General features: G+C 52.4%; 17 protein-coding genes and 1 pseudogene. 4 read left to right on the top strand and 14 right to left on the bottom strand.

Annotation, left to right across the window (positions count from 1 at the left end):
• Positions 1-326: 326 nt before the first annotated feature.
• Positions 327-1,607 carry an MFS transporter gene (locus tag H0248_RS14730; RefSeq protein ID WP_180786478.1) on the top strand — a complete coding sequence of 427 codons (1,281 nt, stop codon included), beginning with the start codon at positions 327-329 and terminating at the stop codon, positions 1,605-1,607.
• A 108-nt stretch (positions 1,608-1,715) separates the two neighbouring features.
• Here H0248_RS14730 and pssA read toward each other — a convergent pair whose 3' ends face one another.
• The 4 genes from pssA to trxC form a co-directional block, all read right to left on the bottom strand.
• Entirely contained in the window at positions 1,716-3,071 is a 1,356-nt protein-coding gene (pssA, locus tag H0248_RS14725; RefSeq protein ID WP_039288574.1) for a CDP-diacylglycerol--serine O-phosphatidyltransferase, read from the bottom strand.
• 186 nt (positions 3,072-3,257) lie between these two features.
• Positions 3,258-5,906, bottom strand: coding sequence for a bifunctional acetate--CoA ligase family protein/GNAT family N-acetyltransferase (locus tag H0248_RS14720; protein ID WP_180786477.1), 2,649 nt, complete (start codon positions 5,904-5,906; stop codon positions 3,258-3,260).
• 32 nt (positions 5,907-5,938) lie between these two features.
• Positions 5,939-6,652, bottom strand: coding sequence for a tRNA-uridine aminocarboxypropyltransferase (locus H0248_RS14715; RefSeq protein ID WP_180786481.1), 714 nt, complete (start codon positions 6,650-6,652; stop codon positions 5,939-5,941).
• Between the two features lie 182 nt (positions 6,653-6,834).
• On the bottom strand, positions 6,835-7,254 hold the full coding sequence (gene trxC / locus H0248_RS14710; RefSeq protein ID WP_039277103.1) for a thioredoxin TrxC: 420 nt from the start codon (positions 7,252-7,254) through the stop codon (positions 6,835-6,837).
• Positions 7,255-7,503: 249 nt separating this feature from the next.
• Between trxC and H0248_RS14705 the strand changes: the two genes are divergently transcribed.
• Entirely contained in the window at positions 7,504-8,655 is a 1,152-nt protein-coding gene (locus tag H0248_RS14705) for a tRNA/rRNA methyltransferase (RefSeq protein ID WP_180786476.1), read from the top strand.
• A gap of 69 nt (positions 8,656-8,724) precedes the next feature.
• Positions 8,725-9,159, top strand: a complete 435-nt coding sequence (locus tag H0248_RS14700) for a DUF3574 domain-containing protein (RefSeq protein WP_180786475.1) — start codon at positions 8,725-8,727, stop codon at positions 9,157-9,159.
• 169 nt (positions 9,160-9,328) lie between these two features.
• Here the strand turns inward: H0248_RS14700 and H0248_RS14695 are convergent.
• From H0248_RS14695 to H0248_RS14665, 7 genes and pseudogenes are all read right to left on the bottom strand, one after another.
• A pseudogene (locus H0248_RS14695) lies at positions 9,329-9,715 on the bottom strand (Na+ dependent nucleoside transporter N-terminal domain-containing protein); the annotation flags it as partial.
• A 206-nt stretch (positions 9,716-9,921) separates the two neighbouring features.
• Positions 9,922-11,457 carry a multidrug efflux MFS transporter permease subunit EmrB gene (gene emrB, locus H0248_RS14690; protein WP_180786474.1) on the bottom strand — a complete coding sequence of 512 codons (1,536 nt, stop codon included), beginning with the start codon at positions 11,455-11,457 and terminating at the stop codon, positions 9,922-9,924.
• A gap of 17 nt (positions 11,458-11,474) precedes the next feature.
• Positions 11,475-12,650, bottom strand: a complete 1,176-nt coding sequence (emrA, locus tag H0248_RS14685; protein WP_180786473.1) for a multidrug efflux MFS transporter periplasmic adaptor subunit EmrA — start codon at positions 12,648-12,650, stop codon at positions 11,475-11,477.
• A 269-nt stretch (positions 12,651-12,919) separates the two neighbouring features.
• Positions 12,920-13,435, bottom strand: coding sequence for a transcriptional repressor MprA (gene mprA / locus H0248_RS14680; RefSeq protein ID WP_180786472.1), 516 nt, complete (start codon positions 13,433-13,435; stop codon positions 12,920-12,922).
• A 189-nt stretch (positions 13,436-13,624) separates the two neighbouring features.
• Positions 13,625-13,954, bottom strand: coding sequence for an L-valine transporter subunit YgaH (gene ygaH, locus H0248_RS14675; RefSeq protein WP_180786471.1), 330 nt, complete (start codon positions 13,952-13,954; stop codon positions 13,625-13,627).
• Positions 13,951-14,682: an AzlC family ABC transporter permease gene (locus H0248_RS14670; RefSeq protein WP_180786470.1), complete on the bottom strand. Its 732-nt coding sequence runs from the start codon at positions 14,680-14,682 to the stop codon at positions 13,951-13,953. The genes ygaH and H0248_RS14670 overlap by 4 nt, the downstream gene beginning before the upstream one ends.
• Positions 14,683-14,887: 205 nt before the next feature.
• A complete protein-coding gene (locus H0248_RS14665) occupies positions 14,888-16,108 on the bottom strand; it encodes an MFS transporter (protein ID WP_180786469.1) in 1,221 nt (406 codons plus the stop codon).
• A gap of 158 nt (positions 16,109-16,266) precedes the next feature.
• Between H0248_RS14665 and H0248_RS14660 the strand changes: the two genes are divergently transcribed.
• On the top strand, positions 16,267-17,427 hold the full coding sequence (locus H0248_RS14660; protein ID WP_180786468.1) for a lactonase family protein: 1,161 nt from the start codon (positions 16,267-16,269) through the stop codon (positions 17,425-17,427).
• 59 nt (positions 17,428-17,486) lie between these two features.
• Here the strand turns inward: H0248_RS14660 and proX are convergent, their stop codons facing one another.
• Genes proX through proV form a run of 3 tightly spaced genes read right to left on the bottom strand, consistent with a single transcriptional unit; the run spans position 17,487 to position 20,985 of the window.
• A complete protein-coding gene (gene proX, locus H0248_RS14655) occupies positions 17,487-18,491 on the bottom strand; it encodes a glycine betaine/L-proline ABC transporter substrate-binding protein ProX (RefSeq protein WP_180786480.1) in 1,005 nt (334 codons plus the stop codon).
• Between the two features lie 27 nt (positions 18,492-18,518).
• The gene (gene proW / locus H0248_RS14650) at positions 18,519-19,790 is read right to left on the bottom strand and encodes a glycine betaine/L-proline ABC transporter permease ProW (RefSeq protein WP_180786467.1); all 1,272 of its coding nucleotides are present in this window, start codon (positions 19,788-19,790) and stop codon (positions 18,519-18,521) included.
• Positions 19,783-20,985 (bottom strand): glycine betaine/L-proline ABC transporter ATP-binding protein ProV, encoded by a 1,203-nt coding sequence (gene proV / locus H0248_RS14645; RefSeq protein ID WP_180786466.1) that lies wholly within the window; start codon positions 20,983-20,985, stop codon positions 19,783-19,785. Before proV ends, proW begins: the two co-directional genes overlap by 8 nt.
• Positions 20,986-21,586 lie beyond the last annotated feature (601 nt).

Genomic DNA, 21,586 nt, shown 5'->3' with positions numbered 1-21,586 from the left:
ATGTGAGAGTAGGGAACTGCCAGGTTTTAATTAAGATAAAAGGCCATCCTTAATAGGATGGCCTTTTATTTATTTCTATTTCAGGATCGTAAACTCTTCCTTTTACCTGAATAGACTCGCTTATCTTCTTATTAACCCACCTCATAATAACGTCCTGTTTGTGCTGTTTTATTTATCCGTGTTTCAGTTAAGGGTAATAAAAGCACTGTTTGCGTTGTTACATTAATAAATTATTACAATCAGGAACTTGTTGCCTCAGGGTTTAAGTGCCGCTTTACTATAGCGGGCATCGTTTTATGCTCGGAAAAACAGGAGAGTAAAATAAGATGACTGATCTAACGGAAAATGCGAAAGATACGCGTCAGCGTATCCGAGCTATAGTTGGTGCTTCATCGGGTAATTTGGTTGAGTGGTTTGATTTTTATGTTTATTCCTTTTGCTCAATCTATTTTGCCCATATCTTTTTCCCTTCGGGAAATACCACCACTCAATTACTACAAACCGCAGGGGTTTTTGCAGCAGGCTTTTTAATGAGACCAATAGGCGGTTGGCTTTTCGGTTACATTGCAGACAAGCATGGTCGTAAAAATTCAATGCTAATTTCAGTCTGCATGATGTGTTTTGGATCTTTGGTTATTGCATGTTTACCGGGATATGAAACCATTGGCACCTGGGCTCCCTTTTTACTGTTATTAGCCCGTTTATTTCAGGGGCTTTCTGTCGGTGGAGAATACGGCACTAGCGCAACGTATATGAGTGAAGTTGCCGTTGAGGGACGGAAGGGATTCTATGCTTCTTTCCAGTATGTCACGCTGATTGGTGGCCAACTACTGGCGCTGTTAGTCGTTGTTATATTACAACAGATACTGAGTGATGAAGATTTGCGGGCGTGGGGATGGCGTATTCCTTTCGCTCTCGGCGCTATTTTAGCGATTGTCGCGCTTTATTTACGTCGCTCTTTGAATGAAACGTCTGATAAAACGACTCGCGGACATAAAGATGCTGGCTCACTTGCGGGTTTGTGGAAACATCGCCGCGCCTTTATTACCGTACTGGGTTTTACGGCCGGTGGTTCTTTAGCTTTTTATACGTTTACCACTTACATGCAAAAGTATCTGGTGAATACGGCTGGAATGCATGCGAAAACGGCTAGTGGGTTAATGACCCTCGCACTGTTTATTTTTATGTTGCTACAGCCGTTCTTTGGTGCGATGTCGGATAAGATTGGCCGTCGTAGCTCCATGCTCTGTTTCGGTGGGCTCGCGGCATTGCTGACGGTTCCTATCCTGACTGTATTGCAGAGTGTGACTAGTCCTGTCATTGCTTTCTCGTTAGTCATGCTTTCACTGATTATTGTCAGTTTCTACACGTCTATCAGCGGCATTTTAAAAGCAGAAATGTTCCCGCCTGAAGTCCGGGCGTTGGGCGTCGGCTTATCTTATGCGGTTGCTAATGCGCTGTTTGGTGGTTCGGCTGAGTACGTTGCACTTTCGCTGAAATCGTTTGGTATGGAAACGGCTTTCTTCTGGTACGTATCAGTGATGGGGGCGATTGCGTTTATTGTGTCATTGACGCTGCATCGCAGAGGCAAGGGAATGAAGCTTTAGTTTTCATATCGCTGCTATAATGCCTGGCCGGTAGTTGCACCGGCCAGGCTCACAAATGACAATAAAAAACCTCGGCTTCCGAGGTTTTTTTAAAGCAGATCGCGGGTCTTAGAGAATACGACTGATGAGTCGATCGATACGGATACGGCGCAAGCGTCGTATCAGTTTGCGGACTTTCACGGGATATTGCGCAATGCTTTCCAGCTCCGTATAGCTTTGCACGACGTGAGTATGCGTCCTGATCGTGTCCAGCTCGTCCAGACGTTGCTGCAATAGAACCTTCTGAGGATCGTGAATCAGGATGGCATTTTCCAGATCCAGACGCCATGCGCGTGGGTTAAGGTTATTTCCCGTCAACAGTTGCCACTTGTCATCTACCCACATGCCTTTCAGGTGGAAGCTGTTATCACCGTCTTTCCATAGCCGCACAACAAGCTGCTGATTCTCAATGTAGCGCTCCAGACGACTCAGGAAGCGGCGAAGGTTGATCTCATAGAGATACGGTAACGCGCCGATGATTTTGAAAGGCTGATCTTCTGGAATATAGAAATCGTTAGCGGTCTTATCACCGATAATAATTTCTACTTTTTTACCGTCTCGTAATAGCCGGATGATATTTCTCACCAGCAGCGCTGGCAGGTTGAAATACGGGGTGCAGATAACCACATGCTCATCAGCGCAATACATCAGGTGATGGATGGTCTTATTCAGCGGACTTTGTTTTCCTAACCCGACCAATGGCGTGACGGTTAATTCGTTCGCGTCCGTGCTGTGTTCCGGAGCCTGATAATTGGCAGTACGTAACGTTTGGCGGAACTGCTTGATATCATTTTTTATTTCCAGACTTTTCGGGCGATCGGTATGATCCAATCGCTGTACTGCCGGAGCCGTCAGCATGGTCTGGATATATTGCACCATCGTATCGGCCAATACCGGATTATGAATCAGCTGATAGCGGTCATAACGGTATTTCTGATGTTGGTGCAGATAAACATCATTCAGGCTGGCTCCGCTGTAGATGACCGTGTCATCGACAATGAATCCTTTCAGGTGCAGCACGCCCAATGCTTCACGCGTGTTGACAGGAATGCCATAGATAGGAAAATGCGTGTCTGGATGTTTTTTCGCCATATCGCAATACCAGTCGGCATTGGTATTTTCTGCCGCTGCGCCAATCCTGCCGCGCTGAGCACGATGCCAGTCTACCAGAATGCGGACATCCAGCTCTGGGCACTGCCGTTTGGCTTCATAAATTGCGGATAGAACTCCCATGCCGCCGTCATCACGCTCAAGATATAACGCTACGATATAGATGCGTTTTTTAGCACTCAAAATGGCGTTGATCAGCGTCGTGCGGAAAAGCTCAGGCGAATGCAACGTCTGAACATCATCTGCGTTCTGGGGAATTCTGGGCAGTTGTGCAAGGTGCTGTTGGTATTTATTGCGTTTAAAATTTGACAGCATCACAGTGCGTTTCTTCTCTCATCAGTTTATACCCACCATACGTCGAGCTGTATTAGGGTATATTATCAAAAGTTAAGGAGTAGCCGAATGGGCGATAATACCATTACTTTTCGGCTGTTGTGAGTCTGTTTTGCCATTGAATCGGTATCACAATTCCCGTTGCAAGAGCCATGTCACGTCTTGCTATCAATTCTTCAGCGGCAATGCCAGCGTCACAATTCCCTCTTCTAATTGTACGTCGATGTGAAAACCGAGCTTTTTGGACAGCTGAATCATGTCTTGATTATGCGGCATGGTGATGCCGGTCAAGCGGGAGAGACCATGCGCTTTGGCATAATCAATCAGCTTTTCCAACAGGCGTCTGCCAAGGCCCAGCCCTTTTAGATCGGAGCGCACCAGCACGGCAAATTCTGCATCCGTATTATCTGGATCGGAAATCGCACGCGTCACGCCAATAATTTCACTCTCCTCGCCGAGCTGGCGCACGGCAACGAATGCCATCTCACGATCGTAGTCAATTTGTGTCATATTGGCTAAGTCTTCGTGAGTAAATTCATTAATTTCGCTGAAATAACGGTAATACAGATCTTCTTTCGTCACTCTTGCAATGAACGAACTGAGCAGCGGTTCATCTTCCGGCAAAATGGGTCGGAACAGACAGCTATCACCGTTTTTGAGGGTAACCGTTTCTTCCAACTCGTGTGGATAAGGGCGGATTGCCAGCCTTGACTGCGGATCGCCACTGAACGGCGTCAGATGTAGCGTGACATCCAGCAGCGTAAAGGTGTCCCCGGATGCCAGCAGAGGATGAATATCTAGCCGGGAAATTTCAGGGCAGTCGAGAATCAGGTTGGATACCTGAACCAGCAAGCGGCTGAGCGCGGGAATGTCCAGTGGACGCAATGCGCTGTATTCTCGAATCTTTCCGCCTTTTACCGCTTGCAGCACCAAATAACGGGCCAGCGTCATATTCAGCGGAGGCAGGGCAACGGCAGCCTGTTTTTCTCGCCACTCAACGCCGCCTTCTCCTAGCATAATCAGTGGACCGAAAACGGGATCCTGCTCGACGGCAATCCTAAGCTCCTGCGCACCGGCACGATTTGCCATGCTCTGCACGAGCAGGCCGTAAATGCGTGCCTGTGGGTAGGTACGTTTCACTCGGTCAAGAATAGCATCGGCCGCCTGCTGGACTTCTCTGGCGGTTCTCAGATACAGCATGACGCCCTGAACTTCCGACTTATGTGGAATATCGGGCGATCTCAGCTTAATCGCAACTGGGTAGCCAATTTGTTCGGCGATATGGACGGCCTCTGCGCTGTCGTCCGCGATCCAGGTGGGTAGCGTATCCAAACCGTAGGCTTGCAGGATGGGTTGAACTTCATGCGTATCGAGCTGCGTCACGCCATCTGACAGCGCCTGATGAATCAGCGCATGTGCCTGACTGGCGTTGATGCCTAAATTCAGCGGCAGCGCTGGGGTTTCCTTTAGCTGTTTCTGATTACGCCGATATTCGACGATATGCATAAATGCCGTTACCGCGCCTTCCGGCGTGCGATAGGTCGGAATGCCTGCGTCGTTAAACAAACGTCGTGCTTCCTGCGAGGAGAATTCACCACACCAGTTGGTCAGTAGCGTAGTTCTCTTCCCACGCGGATGCTGTTGGAAGAGCGTAATCAATTGTGCAGCGCTATCGGTACTGGGGGCGGCGGCGCTGGGCGCGTGAATGATCAAGAGTGCATCGACTTCATCGCTGTCCAGTAATACCGAAACCGCTGCCTGATAGCGTGCTGCTGTCGCGTCATCACGCAGATCGAGTGGATTGCCAATCGTGACGGTTGGCGGCAGCGTTTCTTGTAGTGCTTGTCGGGTCGCCTCGCTGAGCTGTGCCAGTTTGCCTTGTCGGCTGAGGAGCTGATCCAGCGCCTGTGCGGCGGGTGATGCGCCATTGCTCACCAGCATTAAACGTTCACCGCGCAGCGGCCGCAGGTGGCTTAAGGTTTCCACTGCGGAAAAAAGCTCATGCGTATCGCGTACCCGCAGTAAGCCAGCGCGTTGAATGGCTGCATCATACGCGGCATCCAGACCGTGGCGCTGATCATTCAGCAACTGCTGTGCCTGCTGACTGCGCCCGCTTTTTATCACCAGTATCTGTTTGTTTCGGGATGCGCTACGAGAAGCAGAAAGAAAGCGGCGCGCATCGCTAATATGTTCCAGATGCAGCAGAATCGCACTGGTTTTGCCATCACGTGCCAGAAAATCTAACAGGTCGTCGACATCGATATCCAGGCTGTCGCCTAGGGCGATGAAATAGGAAAAGCCAATACCGCGCTGCTGCGCCCAGTCCAGTATGGTGTTGGACACGGCGGCCGACTGCGAGATAAACGCTAGTTTTCCTTTCATAATCGGGACAGGGGAGAAACTGGCATTCAGGCCTTGCCAGGGCGCGAGTAGCCCGAGGCTGTTGGGGCCAAGTAGGCGCATGTGATAGCGCACGGCGCAGGCCTTTAATTGGCTGAACTGGGTCGGCGGCGCGGAGAGAATGATGACGGTTTTGCAGCCTTTCTGTCCCAGTTCCTCTAACAGCGTCAGATTACGGCTGGCGTTGGTGCAAATCACGGCAAGATCGGGCGTCATCGGCAGACTGGTGACCGTCGGGTAGGCCAGAACGCCGCAAACGGCACGATATTTCGGCGTAACAGGCAGCACGGGGCCGCTGAAATGGCCGTCCAGCAGATTTTTCATCATCAGAAAACCGGCTCGTCCCGGCTTTTCTGACGCGCCGAGAACGGCGATAGACTTAGGGCGTAACAGTGCTTCCAATCCGCGCTGGCTCATGCGTCACTCCTTTAGATCAATCCCCTTTGATACTAAACGCTTTCTGCCGCTTGTGTTGTGACGATGGGTAAATTTTCCCGCAAGCTGTGGTGTGATTTCCCCGCCAGATAGTGTCGTCGGAAACGGTCAAAATGCTGTGATAGCGCGTCGGCCGCGACGATATCCCCCGCCTGCGCGAGCAGGGCGATGGCAATTTCGGCAGTGCAGTGCTGCCCTGCGCTACTGGCTTCGCGCAGCTGATAACGGGAGAGTGCCTCTACATTCAGTGACAGGATCGGCAGGTTGTCCAGATAAGGGCTTTTGCGGAACATTTTACGCGCTTCCGGCCACGTACCATCGAGTAAGACAAATAGCGCGGGCTTTTCCGTTACGGGAAGCTGGTGAAACACCTGACGTCCTGCTTCGGCGGCATCGGCAAGGAAAACCAGATACGGCTGAACGTCTGGGTTTTGCAGGGCAGCAAGCAACTCGGGATCGGGCTCGGTGCGTGACCAGCGAAACGCCTGTGTCTCAGGGAGAATATCGGCGATAAGACGTCCGGTATTGCTTGGCTTTAGCGGCTCGGTATCGAACATTACCAGACAGAATCGGCTGCGAGATTGCTGGGCCTGAATGGTGTGGCACAGGCAGTTAGTTGCGGGTAATAAACACTGCTGACAGCGTACTACGCGGCAGCCACGGGCGCGGAACGGTTTGGTTGACTGCTCAAGACGTTGCTGGCGCAGACGGAGTACGGCATTGTCCATGAGGGGACGGTTGACCATTAAAGGATGGTTGAGCATGAAATAAATGACGCCATGAGATTCTGCAACGAATCGGCTTCGTTTTCATCATTGAGAAGCTGATTCAGAAAGGCGACATTCTAATCGACAGGCGGGTTGACCAAAAGGGTAGGAGGCAATAATACCTATGCTCCTACCCTAATTCTCTACAGCGATTCGTCCAGCCAGCTCTCGAACTGTGCTTTTGGCAGTGCGCCGTTGAGGATATCGACCATCTGGCCCTGTTTAAAGATCATGAGGGTTGGAATACTGCGGATGCGGAAACGTGCGCTGAGTGCCGGTTCGGCTTCGGTATTGACCTTAATAAAGCGGACTTTCCCGCTACGCTCTTGCGCAACGTTTTCAAACACCGGAGCAAAGTTGATGCAGGGGCCACACCAAGGGGCCCAGAAATCGATCACGACGGGAAGATCGTCCTGTAACAGCTTATCGAGCGTCGCTTCTGTGGCATTGGTAACGTCACCGCTGAATAAGGTTTCTCCGCAACGACCACACTTTGCATGGTCATCAACACGCTCTTCTGGCAGGCGATTGGTTGTTTGGCAAGATCCACATACCGTATTCATAACAGGGCCTCAGATAAAAGGGCTAAAATAAAGATGTCGCTGATAAAATGCGCGCAATGCGGCATTGGAAAGTCAACGGCATGTTGCTTAAGCGTGAATAAATTATGGTGGGGAGACATTATGGCAACAACGTGGTTTGCCCAATAGCTACAATAGCTTCTGACTGTTAGCGCTCTTTTACCACAAGCGTGTGGCTAAGCGGGTGTACATAAGGTAATCTTCGCGCCCAGCGCGTAGGTGGAGAGAACAATGAGCGATTCATTCAATAGTAAAAGCGGCAAAGTCCGTGTGATGTACGTCCGCAGTGATGATGAGGGCGAGAAAGAGAATAAAAACAAGCGCCCAGCTGACAAAGATCGCCGTGGCGATCGGCGTGATGGCGGTGGCTCTCGCGATCAACGCGAAAAGCCGAAGCATCCGCGCGACGTTAACCCGCGCTATGCCCGGGAAAATCCGTCCCGCGACGGCGATAGCAATGCGAAATCGCCGTGGGGCAATAAAGATCGTAATGAACGTAGTGGTGATCGTCCGCGTCGTCCACGCGGTGAAGAGACGGGAGGGTATGAATCCCCGTGGAAAACCGTGTCTCGTGCGCCGAGCGACAGTGAAACGCCGGACCATGGCGGGATCACTGGCAAAAGCCATATCGATCCTGAGCAGTTGCGTCGCCAGCGTCAGGAAGAAACTCGTGTCTACGGTGAAAATGCCTGTCAGGCGCTGTTTAAAAACCGCTCTGAAGTGATCGTTCGTGCCTGGTTCCTGCAAGAAGTGACGCCGCGTTTCCGCGATGCACTGCGCTGGATGGCGGCAAACCGCAAGGCTTACCACGTTGTGGAAGAGGACGAGCTGATTAAGGCTTCCGGCACTGAGCACCACGGCGGTGTCTGCTTCCTGATTAAAAAGCGTCAGGGACTGGATGTGCGTGAGTACCTGAAAACGGCTGGCGAGCACGACTGTGTGCTGGCGCTGGAAGATGTGGGTAACCCGCACAACCTCGGCGGCATTATGCGCAGCTGCGCGCATTTCGGCGTGAAAGGTATTCTGGTGCAGGATGCGGCGCTGCTGGAATCCGGCGCGGCCGTGCGTACGGCAGAAGGTGGTGCGGAACACGTTAAAGCGATTAACGCTGACGATTTCCTGTCCGTGCTGACGGCGTTCCGTAACGCAGGCTATACCATCGTGACCACCTCCAGCCATAAAGGTACGGCATTGTCGCAAGCGACGCTTCCGGCGAAAACTGTGATCGTGCTGGGCCAGGAAGGCGATGGTCTGTCGGATAGCGCCTGGCAACAGGGTGATGTAAAAGTCTCTATCGGCGGCACCGGTAAAGTTGAAAGTCTGAATATTTCGGTCGCAACGGGCATTTTGCTGTCCGAGTGGTGGCGACAGAATCAGGCCTGATATCACGCATCGACGCACAGGGAGAATTGGCTCCCTGAGTCGGTGTAACCACGGATGAGAGGACGATTGATGAAGCAGAAAGTTATCGCGGTATCGTTGCTGTTGGGTACATTGCTGGTAAGCGGTTGCCATTCGCTGCCGCACTCGTCCGTTGCCGCTACGCCAGCCGCTGATGCATGTCAGATTGGCGATAAGCAGGTGCAGACCACGCTTTATTTTGGTTTGAATCGTCCCGCTGGCCCGGTGATTTCAGAGGCCGAGTGGAAAGCGTTTTTGGATGGTGACGTTACGCCGCGCTTTAAAGAAGGCCTGACGGTGTTTGATGCCAAAGGGCAATGGCTGGGGAACGATGGCGTGGTTGCCCGAGAGAACAGTAAGGCGCTGATGTTGATTCACGGCGCTGATAAAGAGCGTGATATTGAAGCGCTGCGTACCATTTATAAATCACGTTTCGCGCAGGAATCCGTCATGCGGATTGATACTCCCGCCTGCGTCGCTTTCTGATTCATATAGTTTGTAATCCCATAGACAGAACAAGAACGGTGATAATGGGATAGAAGAGTAAAGCGTTTGCGCCATGGACAAAAACGTCAGGAACGTTTTTGAACGTCGCTTACGACAGCCCTAAAAGGGGGAATCTCAGGGATGAGATTCATATCTGCGCAACCCGAGCGTTCACTTTGGACAGCAGTGTGCCGATACCTTTGATAATCAGCGGTAAAATGCGCCAGTGCTGCAAAATGCCGATCAGCGCAGAAATAAAGACGATAGGGCAGAGCACATTGAGGAAGATAAAGGAAAGCCCTTGTGCGTTCATTCCGCCAAAAACAAAATCGGTTCCTTGATTGGCGAAAGATAATAGCTTTTCAAACAAACCAGCAAAGGAACTAATCGCATTAAGCCCGATGCTGGAATGCAAAAGGAAATAGGCTAGCAAAATTTCAATCACCAACAGTTGCACAATAAAGCGCAGGCGGATGCGTTTTCTGTCGTGACTGACGAGCAGTGCCAGCAAAAAAATGGCTACCGTTGCCAAAATGAAATGTAAAACCTGTGACATAGAAGAACCACGTAATCCCCGAATAAAAGAGGCGCATTGTAATCGGAATGTGAAAATATGTTTATCCCGAATCTGTAAATCCTTATTCGCTACAGCGCTATAAGAATGGGGGATGTATTCGAGTCATCAGGGGACGGTGGGAAGGGGAAAAGAGAATTCCCCTTCGGCCCGTTGCTGACAGAAGGGGACAGAAAACTTACGGCGAGTTAGTGCGCGCCACCGCCTCCACCGCCAGTGGTAAAGGGCGGTTTAGCGAACCAGACCAGCACCAGCAGTATCAGGAATACGGCTGCGGCGGCCCAAAAAATCTCGTTGGCGGAGATAATCAGCCCCTGTGCGGTAATCTGCTCTGCGATGTAGGCCGAGGCCTGCGTTTGGCTCATCCCCATCGCCTGAAGCTGCTGGTACGTTTCCTGCGCGATCGGATTATACGGCGTGATCGATTCCGTCAGGTGTGCATGGTGCAGCGATTCACGCTGTGTCCAGAGTGTGGTGGTAATCGATGTTCCAATCGAGCCCGCCAGCGTTCGGGTAAAGTTCGACAAACTCGATGCTGCTGCCAAACGTTCCGGCGGAAGGCCTGACAGCGTGATGGTCGTCAGCGGCATGAAGAAGCAGGCGACGGCAAACCCCTGAACAAACTGCGGCCAGGCCGATGCGCCGAAATCCATGCCCGGCTCGAAGGTATACGCTCGCCAGTAGAAACAGACGGCGTACATGATAAAGCTGAACGTCACCAGTTTGCGCATATCCAGACGCGGAGCAAATCGACCGATGATCGGCGACAGCACCACCGGCATCAGCCCAACGGGGGCGGATGCCAGCCCAGCCCAGGTGGCGGTATAGCCATACACCTCCTGCAACAGCTGCGGCAAGAGTACGATCGCCCCGAAGTAAAACATGTAGGCGAGGCTGATACACAGACAGCCAATGGTGAAGTTGCGCGACTTAAACAGCGACAAATCCACCACCGGGTGGTCGTCGGTTAGCTCCCAGACAATCAGGAACGCGATTGCAACCACCGCCACCACGGTCAGGGTGATGATTTCCGTCGAGTTAAACCAGTCCAGCTCTTTTCCGCGGTCGAGCATCATCTGGAGGCTGCCGATGCCGACAACCAGCAAGGCCAGCCCGATGGTATCGATGGGTTTGATCTCGGTTTTGGTTTCCCGCCCGCGCAGCATTTGCATAGCAATAAATACCACGGCGATGCCGAGCGGAACGTTGATGAAGAATATCCAACCCCAGTGATAGTTGTCGCTAATCCAGCCGCCCAGAATCGGGCCACAGATCGGCGCGACGACTACTGTCATTGACCACAGCGCCAGAGCGATGCTGCGTTTGGCAGGAGGATAATTGCTGAGCAACAAACTCTGTGACAGCGGGATCAGCGGCCCAGCGACAATCCCCTGCAACACGCGGGAGAAAATCAGCATTTCCAGGCTGGTGGATATTCCGCACAGCCAGGACGTCAGAGCGAAGAGTGCCGTTGACCACAAAAACAGGCGGACTTCCCCAAACCGTTTAGCCAGCCAGCCGGTAATAGGAATAGAGATGGCGTTAGCGACCCCGAACGAGGTGATGACCCACGTTCCCTGTGAGTTGGACGCACCCAGATTACCGGCGATGGTCGGAATAGCGACGTTGGCGATGGTGGAGTCCAGCACCTGCATAAACGTTGCCAGCGACAGAGCAACGGTCATCCAGGCTAGACTCGCGCCTTTAAGCGGTTCTCTCTGCACGTTTCTCTCCTGCCCGCTTAACCGGCGTTTGCCTGAATAATGGCGCTGATTTCCTGATTAACAGGCGTGAGATCCAACGTCAGCGCATCACTTTGATAGGCTGGTGTGGTGCGTGACGTTTCTGCTAACGCGCTGCCTTCGGTATTAGCGGTATCGACATTAACCAGCGCGGACAGGCCGATACGCAACGGATGTTCGGCGACCTGCTTCGGATCGATCTCAATACGCACGGGTAGGCGCTGCACGACCTTGATCCAGTTGCCCGTCGCGTTCTGCGCAGGTAGCAGAGAGAACGCGCTACCGGTACCCATATCGAGGCCGACCACTTTTCCCTGATACACGACGTCGTCACCGTAGATATCCGCGATCACGGTAGCCGGTTGACCGATACGCATATTGGCTAACTGTGTCTCTTTGAAGTTCGCATCGACCCACAGGTGATTGGCAGGAACGACGGCCATCAGCGCTGATGTCGAAGAGATACGCGCCCCAATCTGCACGCTGCGGCGTGAGACATAGCCGTCAATCGGGCTGACGATCTTGGTGCGTTGTAGCGCCAGCCAGGCATCGCGCATTTCTACAGAGGCTTGCTGTATGGCGGGTTGTTTCTCAAGCGGCGTATCCAGAATCATTGCCTGATTCGCCTGATATTGCTGTCTGGCGACTTCCAGTGCGGCTTTGGCGGTTGCGACAGCATCGCGAGCATGCTGCACTTCTTCACGTCCGATAGCATTGGCGCTGCCGAGTGCTTCCCGGCGGCTTAAGTCACTTTGCGCCTTGTTCAGCTCGGTTTGGCGCAGCTCAATATTGGCCTGATACTGCTTACTATTGATGATCAACTGGTGCGTCTGGCGGACGCTGTTGGCCAGCTCGGTTTTCGCGCGTTCAAACGTCTGCTGGGCATCGGTCGGATCTAACTCCACCAGCACCTGTCCCTGCTTAACAAAATCGGTATTGTCGACGTTAACATGGGTGACGCTGCCGCTGACCTGCGCCATGATCTGAATCTGATTGCCTGCGACGTAGGCGTCGTCGGTGCTTTGGTGGTGTCTGAGCACCAAGAACCAGTAAACCAGCCAGGCACAGCCCAGCACGACGAAAATAAACGTCAGCAGTGATAACACGCGTTTGCGCTGCTGTTTTTTGTTTTTCTGTGGTGTCTGCGGCACCTGATTTCCCACACTTTCACTCATGCTGTTCTCTCTCTTTTTATTTTCTTTGTATCGGCTATCGCACCAGACAGAGCAGTCTGGCGATAGTCGCAGTGAATTCATTTTGCTGTGCGGCCCGGGGGGCTTAAGGTCGCCCGCCCGGAGCGTAAGATTGCCGTTGTGCTAAGCCGCATGTCGCGGTTACGGAGAGGTCATGCCTATTTTTCGCAGCAAAACGCCTCGGCCCGATACATAAGCATTGGGTTATTCCGGGTGGAAAAGTGCTGACTATTTTTTTGTTGTTTTTTCTGTTAGTCGTTGACTGAGTCGTCCATCTCATCCAGCCGGACCAGCAGCTTTCTCATCAGGCTTTCGAGCTGCTTTTGCTCACCAGATTCAAGCACGGAGCAAAGCACATGGAGGCTATGGTGCTGCGGTGGAATCAGTTGACCAAGAAATGCTTTGCCTTCTTCTGTCAGATGCAGATGCAGGCAGCGTCTGTCACTACTGCTTTCACGCCGTTCAATCCAGCCTCTTTTTTCCAGATCGTCGGCAATGCGCGTCGCGTTAGTGCGTGACGATCCCAGTGCGGCACTGAGCTCAGAAGGCTGAATGCTATAAGACTCTTGAGATTCCAGCGTCAGCAATGCCATGAAGAGGGTTTCATTGATGCCCTGTTCTTTCAAAATTCGGTTTCTGTGTTCCAGGATTTTGCCCTGAACGTGCATGAATAAACGCAGTAATAGCACTTCCTGACGCGGGAAGTCGGGCTTACGCGAAGCACGCAGGTCGAGCATTTGTTCTATAGGAGTGAATGAACTGTCCATTTTTTATATAAACCTCATTAATCACGGAGTGCATAGTAACTAATGTTACTAACTGGGTAAACGGCATTAAGGTGGGAAATTGTGCTTATTTCTGTGACAGAAAGTAAGCGGAGAATCGCTTAAAATGAAGATTATTCACCGATTACTTTATTTAAATCAAAATGTTAGTTGATAATTCGCACGGCGGATTCAAAGCAGTTTAAAGGCAATGCCGTAGCAGAGCGCGCCCAGTAACGTTGATAAGACGATACTGCGGGTTTTATAAAAACAGGCGGTCAGCGTAATGAATCCTACCAGCGTTGGCAGCAGCTTTTCACGATGTGCGAGAATATCCGGCACGCTGGAAACAATCAGCAGCGCACAAATGGAAGCAATGCCGATGCTATCAAGCAACAGCGCTTTCTTACCGCGTTGCAGCGAACCGGAAGCGCGTGAGGCGCTCAACCGTAGCGGCAGATAGCGAAAGAGGTAGTTCACCAGCCCGACAATCAGCCCGATAAGCATGACTTCTGTACTCATGCATTCACCTGTGGCGTGGCAGGATTCACCAGCGAAGCCAGACAGCCGCTGAGAATGCCGAACAGTATTGCGGCTGGGATGGAGGAAAGCAGCAGACCAAGCAGCGCGCCGCCGAGCGCGCAGGCGACCACCAGACTCTGTTTCCGCCTGAAGGACGCGAGTAAAAAGCTCAGGAAAAGTGCGGGCAGCATGAAAGACAGCGCCGCTTCGACGGCAGGGTAATCATTCAACGGGCCGTTACCGAACACGGCTCCGATCACCGTGCCGAGTACCCATGAGAGCCAGGCGAGCAGTGACACACCCATCATCCACTCTTCTGACCAGCGGCGGTTATCTTTCGCCAGGCGGGTGGCGGCTGCGGCAAAGACTTCGTCCGTCAGGCCGAACGCCCACAACGCGGTTTTTCGGGTCGGCAGCCGCTGCGAAATACGATGCCGTAATGCAGGACCATACAGCACATGGCGGACATCCATCGCCATGACGGTCAACGCCGCCACCCAGATGGACATGCCTGCGCTGAGCAGGGCGGTGATGACGAACTGGCTGGCCCCAGCGTAAATGATGCAAGAAAGGAAAATGCCTTCCAGCGGGGTAAAACCTAGCTTGACGGCGTTCATGCCAAACGCGAATGCGACGGGCATGTAGCCGATAACAATCGGCAGGCTGTCAAAGACGCCTTCGCTAAAAGACGCAGATTTTGTCGGGGCAGATGAGGTTAATGTCTTCACTAGCTTGATATGTTTTGTTCTTAAAGGAAATTAACCGATAACACTAGCAAAGCGTCACCGGAATTTCACGTTATTGCGTAACAGGCGTGATGGTTTTTGATGGAATGGTATCGGGCATAATTTTCTCGCGAGAAACTGTCTCAAATAAGACAGTCTCACGCGAGCGTGTTGCAAATACGAAGGTCTGTGTTGTAAATACGACGGTTTATAGTGCCGCCATCGCTTCCTGCGTTTCGTGATGATGGCTTCGCCACCACACCAGCAGATTCAACAGGCTGATAATGCCGCCTGCGGCACAGACCCCGAGCCAGCCCCACTGCTGGTAAGCCGAGGCGGAAAGGAGCGATCCCAGTGCGCCGCCGATAAAATAACTGGTCATGTAGCCTGATGTCAGGCGATTACGCGCTTCAGGCATCATACGGTAGATCACGCTCTGGTTGGTTACGTGTACGCACTGAACCGCCAGATCCAGCACGATGATGCCAATGAGTAGCGCCGCCACGGAATGAATACCGAGCGCGATAAAGCCCCACGACAGCAAAAGCAGGATAATCCCTACACTTGTGGTCGGCTTGGCTTTGCCCTGATCGACTAAACGTCCGGCACGTGATGCCGCTAAGGCTCCGGCCGCACCAACCAAACCGAACAGGCCGATAACGCCTTCGGAATAACCGTATGGCGGTGAGGCCAGCAGGAAGGCCATCGACGTCCATAGAATGCTGAAGTTCGCAAAGGACAGACAGCCCAGGATGGCACGCGTGCGCAGCAGCGGGGTGGTGGAGAACAGGCGGAAGATTGAGACGAGCAGTTGCGGATAGTTCAGCGTGTTTTGCTGAGGAATGCGCGGCAATGCCCGCCACAGAATCAGCGCCATGATGACCATCAGCGTGCTGGCCACCCAGTACACGGTGCGCCAGTCACCGAGTGAAGCCAGTGCACCCGCGACGGTACGCGCCAGCAGAATCCCCAGCAGCAGGCCACTCATAATCGTGCCCACGACTTTACCGCGCGTTTCCGGCGTCGCCAGCGTGGCGGCGAGAGGCACCAGCAACTGTGCGACAACGGAGAACAGACCGGTTAACGCCGTACCCGCAATCATGATCCAGAGCGTGGGCGCAGAGGCGGTAATCAGCATCCCGCCTGCGGCGAGTAACGTCATGCTGACAATGAGCGTCCGGCGTTCAAACATATCCCCTAGCGGCACCAAAAACAGCAGACCGACGGCATAACCCAACTGCGCGGCGGTGACAATAAACCCAGCCTGATTGACGGAAAGCGCAAAGACTCTGGCAATGGTCTCCAGCAGCGGCTGGGCATAATAGTTACTGGCGACGGCAAGACCGGTCGCGACAGACATAATCAGGGTCAAAGACAGGCTAAGCCCCGGTTGCTGCTGAGGTGATACAGATTGTTGCTGAAGAGACATAGTATGAACGTTAATATGATGTTAAAAGCAGAGGGTATAGTATCCGGCAGAGCTTAATGAGATACCAGAATATCTTTACGCTTCTTAAGTTTGTTTTGTTTTTAATGATATTGATTTAGCTTATCGCCAGCGTCATAACATCATCGACAGGGGACATTATGCTTAAGCATTATCAGGTATTTAAGAAAAAAAGCGTTGCAGTGTTAATGGGATGTGCACTTCTGCCCGCAGCGGCACTGTGGTCGGTGGGCGCACAGGCGGTAACGACCGTTTACGTTTCTGCTGCCACTGACGGCGTCATTGATGCCTACACACTCAATACGCAAAGCGGTGAATTAACCGCTATTGGGAAAGCCACCGCAGGTGCGAAAGTGATGCCGATGGCCGTTAGCCCAGATAAATCCTTCCTCTATGCTGCGACGCGTGGCATTCCTTACTCGGCGGTTAGCTATAAAATCGACCCTAAAAGCGGCGTGCTGAGCCCATTAGGCAAAGCGGAACTGCCGGACAGCATGGCCTACACCTCGACGGACCGCACGGGAAAGTGGCTGTTCAGCGCCTCGTATGGTGGTAATAAAGTCGCGGTTAATGGTATTGATAAAGACGGTAAAGTGAACGCAAGTGTCGTTACCGTGGTGCCAACAGGCGAGAAGGCACACAGTATTATTGCCGACCGCAAAAATAAATTCGTTTTTGCCAGCAATCTGGGCAGCGACCAAATCGTACAGTTCCGGTTTGATGCGAAAACCGGCACGCTGACGCCAAATGAACCGGCAGAAATTAAGCTGCCTAAAGGAAACGGACCGCGCCATCTGGTGTTATCGCCAGATAATAAAACGCTCTACGTGAGCAATGAACTGTCCGGCAAAGTCGCGCGTCTGGCGTTGAATGAAAATACAGGGCAGCTCACACTGTTGGATTACACGGACACCGTGCCGGCCGATGCGGGGATGCGAGCGGGAACCGTTACGCCAGATAAAAATAGCACTGACAGCCGTCCACAGATATGGAGCGCTGATTTACGTCTGACGCCAAATGGAAAATTCCTGTACGTATCGGAACGCACCAAGAGCACGATTGCGCTGCTGCGGGTAGAGCCGAAAACTGGGCAGTTGCAATACATTACACGCTACCCGACGGAAACGCAGCCGCGCGGTATTCAGATCGATCCAAGCGGGAAATTCCTGATCGCCAGCGGTGAAAAATCGACATCGCTGTCGGTGTATCGCATTAATCAGGATAACGGGGATTTAGTGCGAGTCGGGCAATACCCGACTGGAAAAGGCGCGAACTGGGTCGAAATCGTTAACCTGCCGTAATTATCGCCCATCAATGAAAAACGCCCCTTTCGCGGAAAGGGGCGCTCGTCTATCGGTGATTATTTCGCGGCGTCGGCGGCGGTTTTCACCCAGCCGTCAAACAGCTGCTGGTGGGCGTTGATCCAACCATCAACATGACGTTCGATATCTTTCTGTGAACCCTGGCCTTCGTGCATACGCAGGTTCTGCGCATTTACGTCAGCAATCGGCAGCTTCATGATAGCGAATAGCTTCGCCGCAGCCGGGTTTTTCTCGGCCCACGCTTTATTCGCGGCAATCTTCATCGTGTTGACAGGGAAGCCATAGTCAGCGCCATTAGGCAGTTTGGTGCTGACATCTTTCATTTCTCCCGGTTGGGAAGAGAAAGGTACCTGCAACCAGACTACGTCACGTCCCGGTACCAGCACATCACTCACCCAGTACGGCGTCCACGTGTAGTACAGAATCGGCTTGCCTTCTTTATAACGGGTGATGGTATCGGCAATCATTGCCGCATAGTTACCCTGATTATGTTCTACCGTGTTGGTTAAGCCATAGGCAGGCAGGTGATGATTAATCGCCGCTTCACATCCCCAGCCCGGCGTACAGCCCGTCAGATCGGCTTTGCCGTTGCCATTGGTATCAAACAGCTTGGCGATTTTCGGATCTTTTAGCTGCGTAATATTGGTAATTTTGTATTTATCAGCCGTTTTCTTATCGATCAGATAACCCTGTGCAGCACCGGAGACATATTCACCCTGACGGTAGAATTTCGCGTCCCCGCCAGCGGCTTTGTACTGATCGGCGTGCAGCGGATCCCAGTTCACGGCGATAAACGTCGCATCGCCGGAGGCAATTGAGGTGTAGGCCACGTTGTAGTCCACTTCGCGCGGAGGCTGCACGTCATAGCCCAGCTTTTCCAACGCACGGCTGACCAGCAGCGTCTGGAACGTTTCTTCGGAGATGGTGCTTTGCACCGGAATAACGGAGATACCTTTACCAGGTTGCGCGGTGTCTGCGGCGTAAACCTGCGTACTCAACAGGGCGGTAGTCAGGGCGGTGGCCCAAAGTGTGGTGTTACGCATCATGATTCCCTCTGTTTTTATCGTGCGTTATTGCTTGATGAAAGGACGGGCCAACAGGCCAATCGGGCCGCTGGTGTACCAGCTTTTGTTGCCCTTGCTGCGGCGATCGCGTCCCAGAGACTGCGTCAGGCGGTCAAGAATAATCGCCAGAATAACTATCCCGACGCCGCCAACGGCAGCCAGACCCATATCCAGACGACCAATGCCGCGTAGTACCATCTGGCCCAAACCGCCTACGGCGATCATCGAGGCGATAACCACCATCGACAGCGCCAGCATCAGCGTCTGGTTAACACCCGCCATGATGGTCGGCATGGCCAGCGGGAGCTGAACCTTAAACAGCATCTGGCGCGGACTCGCGCCGAATGACTCGGCAGCTTCGATCAAATCGGCCGGCACCTGACGAATACCCAGAATCGTTAAGCGAATAATCGGTGGCAGGGCAAAGATAATGGTCACCACGACGCCCGGCACATTACCGATACCGAACAACATGACGATAGGCACCAGATAGACGAACGCGGGCGTTGTCTGCATGGCATCCAATAGCGGGCGAATAAACTTCGCCGCCCGTTCGCTACGTGCCAGCCAAATCCCCATGGGGAGCCCGATGAGCACACAGAAGAACAGCGCAGTCAGTACCAGCGCTAACGTGATCATAGCCTGCGACCAGGCACCAATCGCACCGATGGCGATCAGAGACAGCAGGGTGGCGACACCCATGCCGAGGCTGGACATCTGCCAGGCAAGCAGCGAAAACACCAGAATAGCGATCGGCGCGGGCATACCCAACAGAAACTGCTGGAAGCCGCCCAGAATAAAATCAACCGGGACGCGAACGCCCTGGAAGATCGGTCTGAAGTGCAGCACAACCCAGTCGATGCCGTGGGTGACCCAACTGTCCAGCGGGATCAGCGTGTCTTTAAACGGATCGAGCAGGTTGAAATGCTCGGGCGTCGCAGGTGCGGCGTTATTCAGCCAGTCACTGCCGGATTGCGCCGCCTGATGGGCGGCATCGGCGGAACCATCGGGAGCCGGTGCGGTGCTCCAGGCATCGCTGCCGTTAGCTGGTGCATCCTGAGCAGGCGCGCTGGTGGACCAGGGATCGCCCTGCGCTGTGTGGTCCGGCGTCGTGCCATGTTGCGCGGGGGTTGAGCCATCGGCTGGTGCGCTCTGCGTGCTGGCCGCCCACGGATCGTTTTGCTGTGCGCCATTGGCCTGTTCAGGGGCTGCGTTTTGATCGGTTGGCTGATGTTGTGCCGTGGTGTTGTCCCACGGATTTGATGTTGATTTACTCATTGGTCACTCCTTCCTTATCCAGTGCCTGTAGCAACATTCCTTTGGAAATGATGCCAATGTACTCATGATTTTCGCCGACGACAGGAACGGCACAGGGAGCCTGTGCGACCTGAGAAATCAGCTCGTTGAGTGACATATCTGCGGGCACGGGAACAGGTTCGGGCAGTAACGCCTGTTCCAGCGGCTGCTGTTCTTTCAGCGCCTGCTTCAGTGAATCAATCGAGACGACACCAATGAAGCGTTTTCCGCCTTCCAGCACGTAGCCGTAATCACGGTCTTCGTCCTGAAGGATTTTCAGCGCGGAACGTGGGCCCACGCCGGGCGTTTTACGGATTAAGGTGACCGGACGACGGCGAGCGATATCTTTGGCGCTAAACACGTGGCTGATATCGACGCCGCGGAAAAAGGTGCGCACATAGTCATTGGCTGGGTTATTCAGGATTTCATCGGGTGTTCCGACCTGAATGACTTCACCGCCGTGCATAATGGCAATGCGGTCGCCGATGCGCATCGCTTCATCCAAATCGTGCGAGATAAAGACGATCGTGCGTTTATGACGAGACTGGAGTTTGACTAACTCATCCTGCATTTCAGTACGGATCAGCGGGTCGAGTGCGGAGAACGCCTCATCCATCAGCAGGATATCGGGGTCATTTGCTAACGCACGTGCCAGACCGACACGCTGCCGCATCCCGCCGGACAGCTCATCCGGGTAAGACGCGGCGTAGGCTTCAAGACCAACCTGCTGCAAGGCATCCAGCGCTTTTTGCTCACGTTCCGCTTTTGGCACGCCAGCCAGTTCCATACCAAACGCGGTATTGTTGAGGATGTTCAGATGCGGCATCAGCGCAAAGGATTGAAACACCATGCTGATCTTCTTGCGGCGTACGTCACGCAGCGCGGTATCGGATATCTTGGAGATATCCTCATCGTCGATCAGCACCTTACCCCGAGTGGGTTCGATCAGACGATTGAGAAGGCGTACCATGGTTGATTTGCCGGAACCGGATAATCCCATGATGACAAATATCTCGCCTTCTTCAATGGCCAGACTGGCATCTTTCACGCCGACAGTAAGCCCTGTTTTTTCAAATACCTGATCTTTGCTCAGGCCTTTATCAATCAGTTTAAATGCTCTGTCAGGATGCTCGCCAAATATCTTATAAAGATTCTTTACTTCAAGTTTAATTGCCATGAAATTATTTTTTTCCTATGTCGTTTATAATTCTATAACGTAGCCCTGATAATGATTAAACATAATCTACCCTACCATACTCAGATTCTGAGACAACCCTTGATTGCCTCAGGGACGTTTCCTGGAAGGCGAATATTCGCGATAACAGTAACGCTATTATTACTGACTTATCTTCATGATTTACGTGATCTTTATGATTTTTCATTGAAAGGGTAATTCTTTTTATAACAGTGTGTTATCTGTTGGTTTTTACGCGTTGGATTCGCAGGGGATATAACCTTTTATGATGGTGGATAAACCGCGATTTATAGTGAATTTCACTAATAGAATAATATGATAAATAAATCACATTTTTCGGGTTATAGACACTCAAATAGACCGACGTAGGTACATTTTTTACTTATGATATCTGTCGGTATTTTATACAGTATAGCAAAGATATTGCGGGTAAAATGATTGCGTTAATTCCCACCAATAAATGAGAGTGTTCTGAATAATATATCTGTCATATTTAGGGAGTAACAACCAGCGGTAAGTGGGGATTTTGCGTGTTTTTAAAAATTGCGAAGCAAAACCAGAAAGAGAAATAAGGACATTGTCA

Source organism: Pectobacterium brasiliense, assembly GCF_013449685.1.
In the GTDB taxonomy this organism is placed as follows: domain Bacteria; phylum Pseudomonadota; class Gammaproteobacteria; order Enterobacterales; family Enterobacteriaceae; genus Pectobacterium; species Pectobacterium brasiliense_A.
The sequence above is the reverse complement of the archived record's forward strand: the minus strand, read 5'-3'. Positions and strand labels throughout refer to the sequence as shown.

Coding starts and splice junctions, on each gene's coding strand:
- proW (WP_180786467.1), bottom strand. CDS start 19,790: ATGAGTAAATCAACATCAAATCCGTGGGACAACACCACGGCACAACAT.
- H0248_RS14660 (WP_180786468.1), top strand. CDS start 16,267: ATGCTTAAGCATTATCAGGTATTTAAGAAAAAAAGCGTTGCAGTGTTA.
- ygaH (WP_180786471.1), bottom strand. CDS start 13,954: ATGAGTACAGAAGTCATGCTTATCGGGCTGATTGTCGGGCTGGTGAAC.
- H0248_RS14720 (WP_180786477.1), bottom strand. CDS start 5,906: ATGAGCCAGCGCGGATTGGAAGCACTGTTACGCCCTAAGTCTATCGCC.
- emrA (WP_180786473.1), bottom strand. CDS start 12,650: ATGAGTGAAAGTGTGGGAAATCAGGTGCCGCAGACACCACAGAAAAAC.
- mprA (WP_180786472.1), bottom strand. CDS start 13,435: ATGGACAGTTCATTCACTCCTATAGAACAAATGCTCGACCTGCGTGCT.
- H0248_RS14705 (WP_180786476.1), top strand. CDS start 7,504: ATGAGCGATTCATTCAATAGTAAAAGCGGCAAAGTCCGTGTGATGTAC.
- trxC (WP_039277103.1), bottom strand. CDS start 7,254: ATGAATACGGTATGTGGATCTTGCCAAACAACCAATCGCCTGCCAGAA.
- H0248_RS14700 (WP_180786475.1), top strand. CDS start 8,725: ATGAAGCAGAAAGTTATCGCGGTATCGTTGCTGTTGGGTACATTGCTG.
- proV (WP_180786466.1), bottom strand. CDS start 20,985: ATGGCAATTAAACTTGAAGTAAAGAATCTTTATAAGATATTTGGCGAG.
- pssA (WP_039288574.1), bottom strand. CDS start 3,071: ATGCTGTCAAATTTTAAACGCAATAAATACCAACAGCACCTTGCACAA.
- H0248_RS14715 (WP_180786481.1), bottom strand. CDS start 6,652: ATGGACAATGCCGTACTCCGTCTGCGCCAGCAACGTCTTGAGCAGTCA.
- proX (WP_180786480.1), bottom strand. CDS start 18,491: ATGCGTAACACCACACTTTGGGCCACCGCCCTGACTACCGCCCTGTTG.
- H0248_RS14665 (WP_180786469.1), bottom strand. CDS start 16,108: ATGTCTCTTCAGCAACAATCTGTATCACCTCAGCAGCAACCGGGGCTT.
- H0248_RS14730 (WP_180786478.1), top strand. CDS start 327: ATGACTGATCTAACGGAAAATGCGAAAGATACGCGTCAGCGTATCCGA.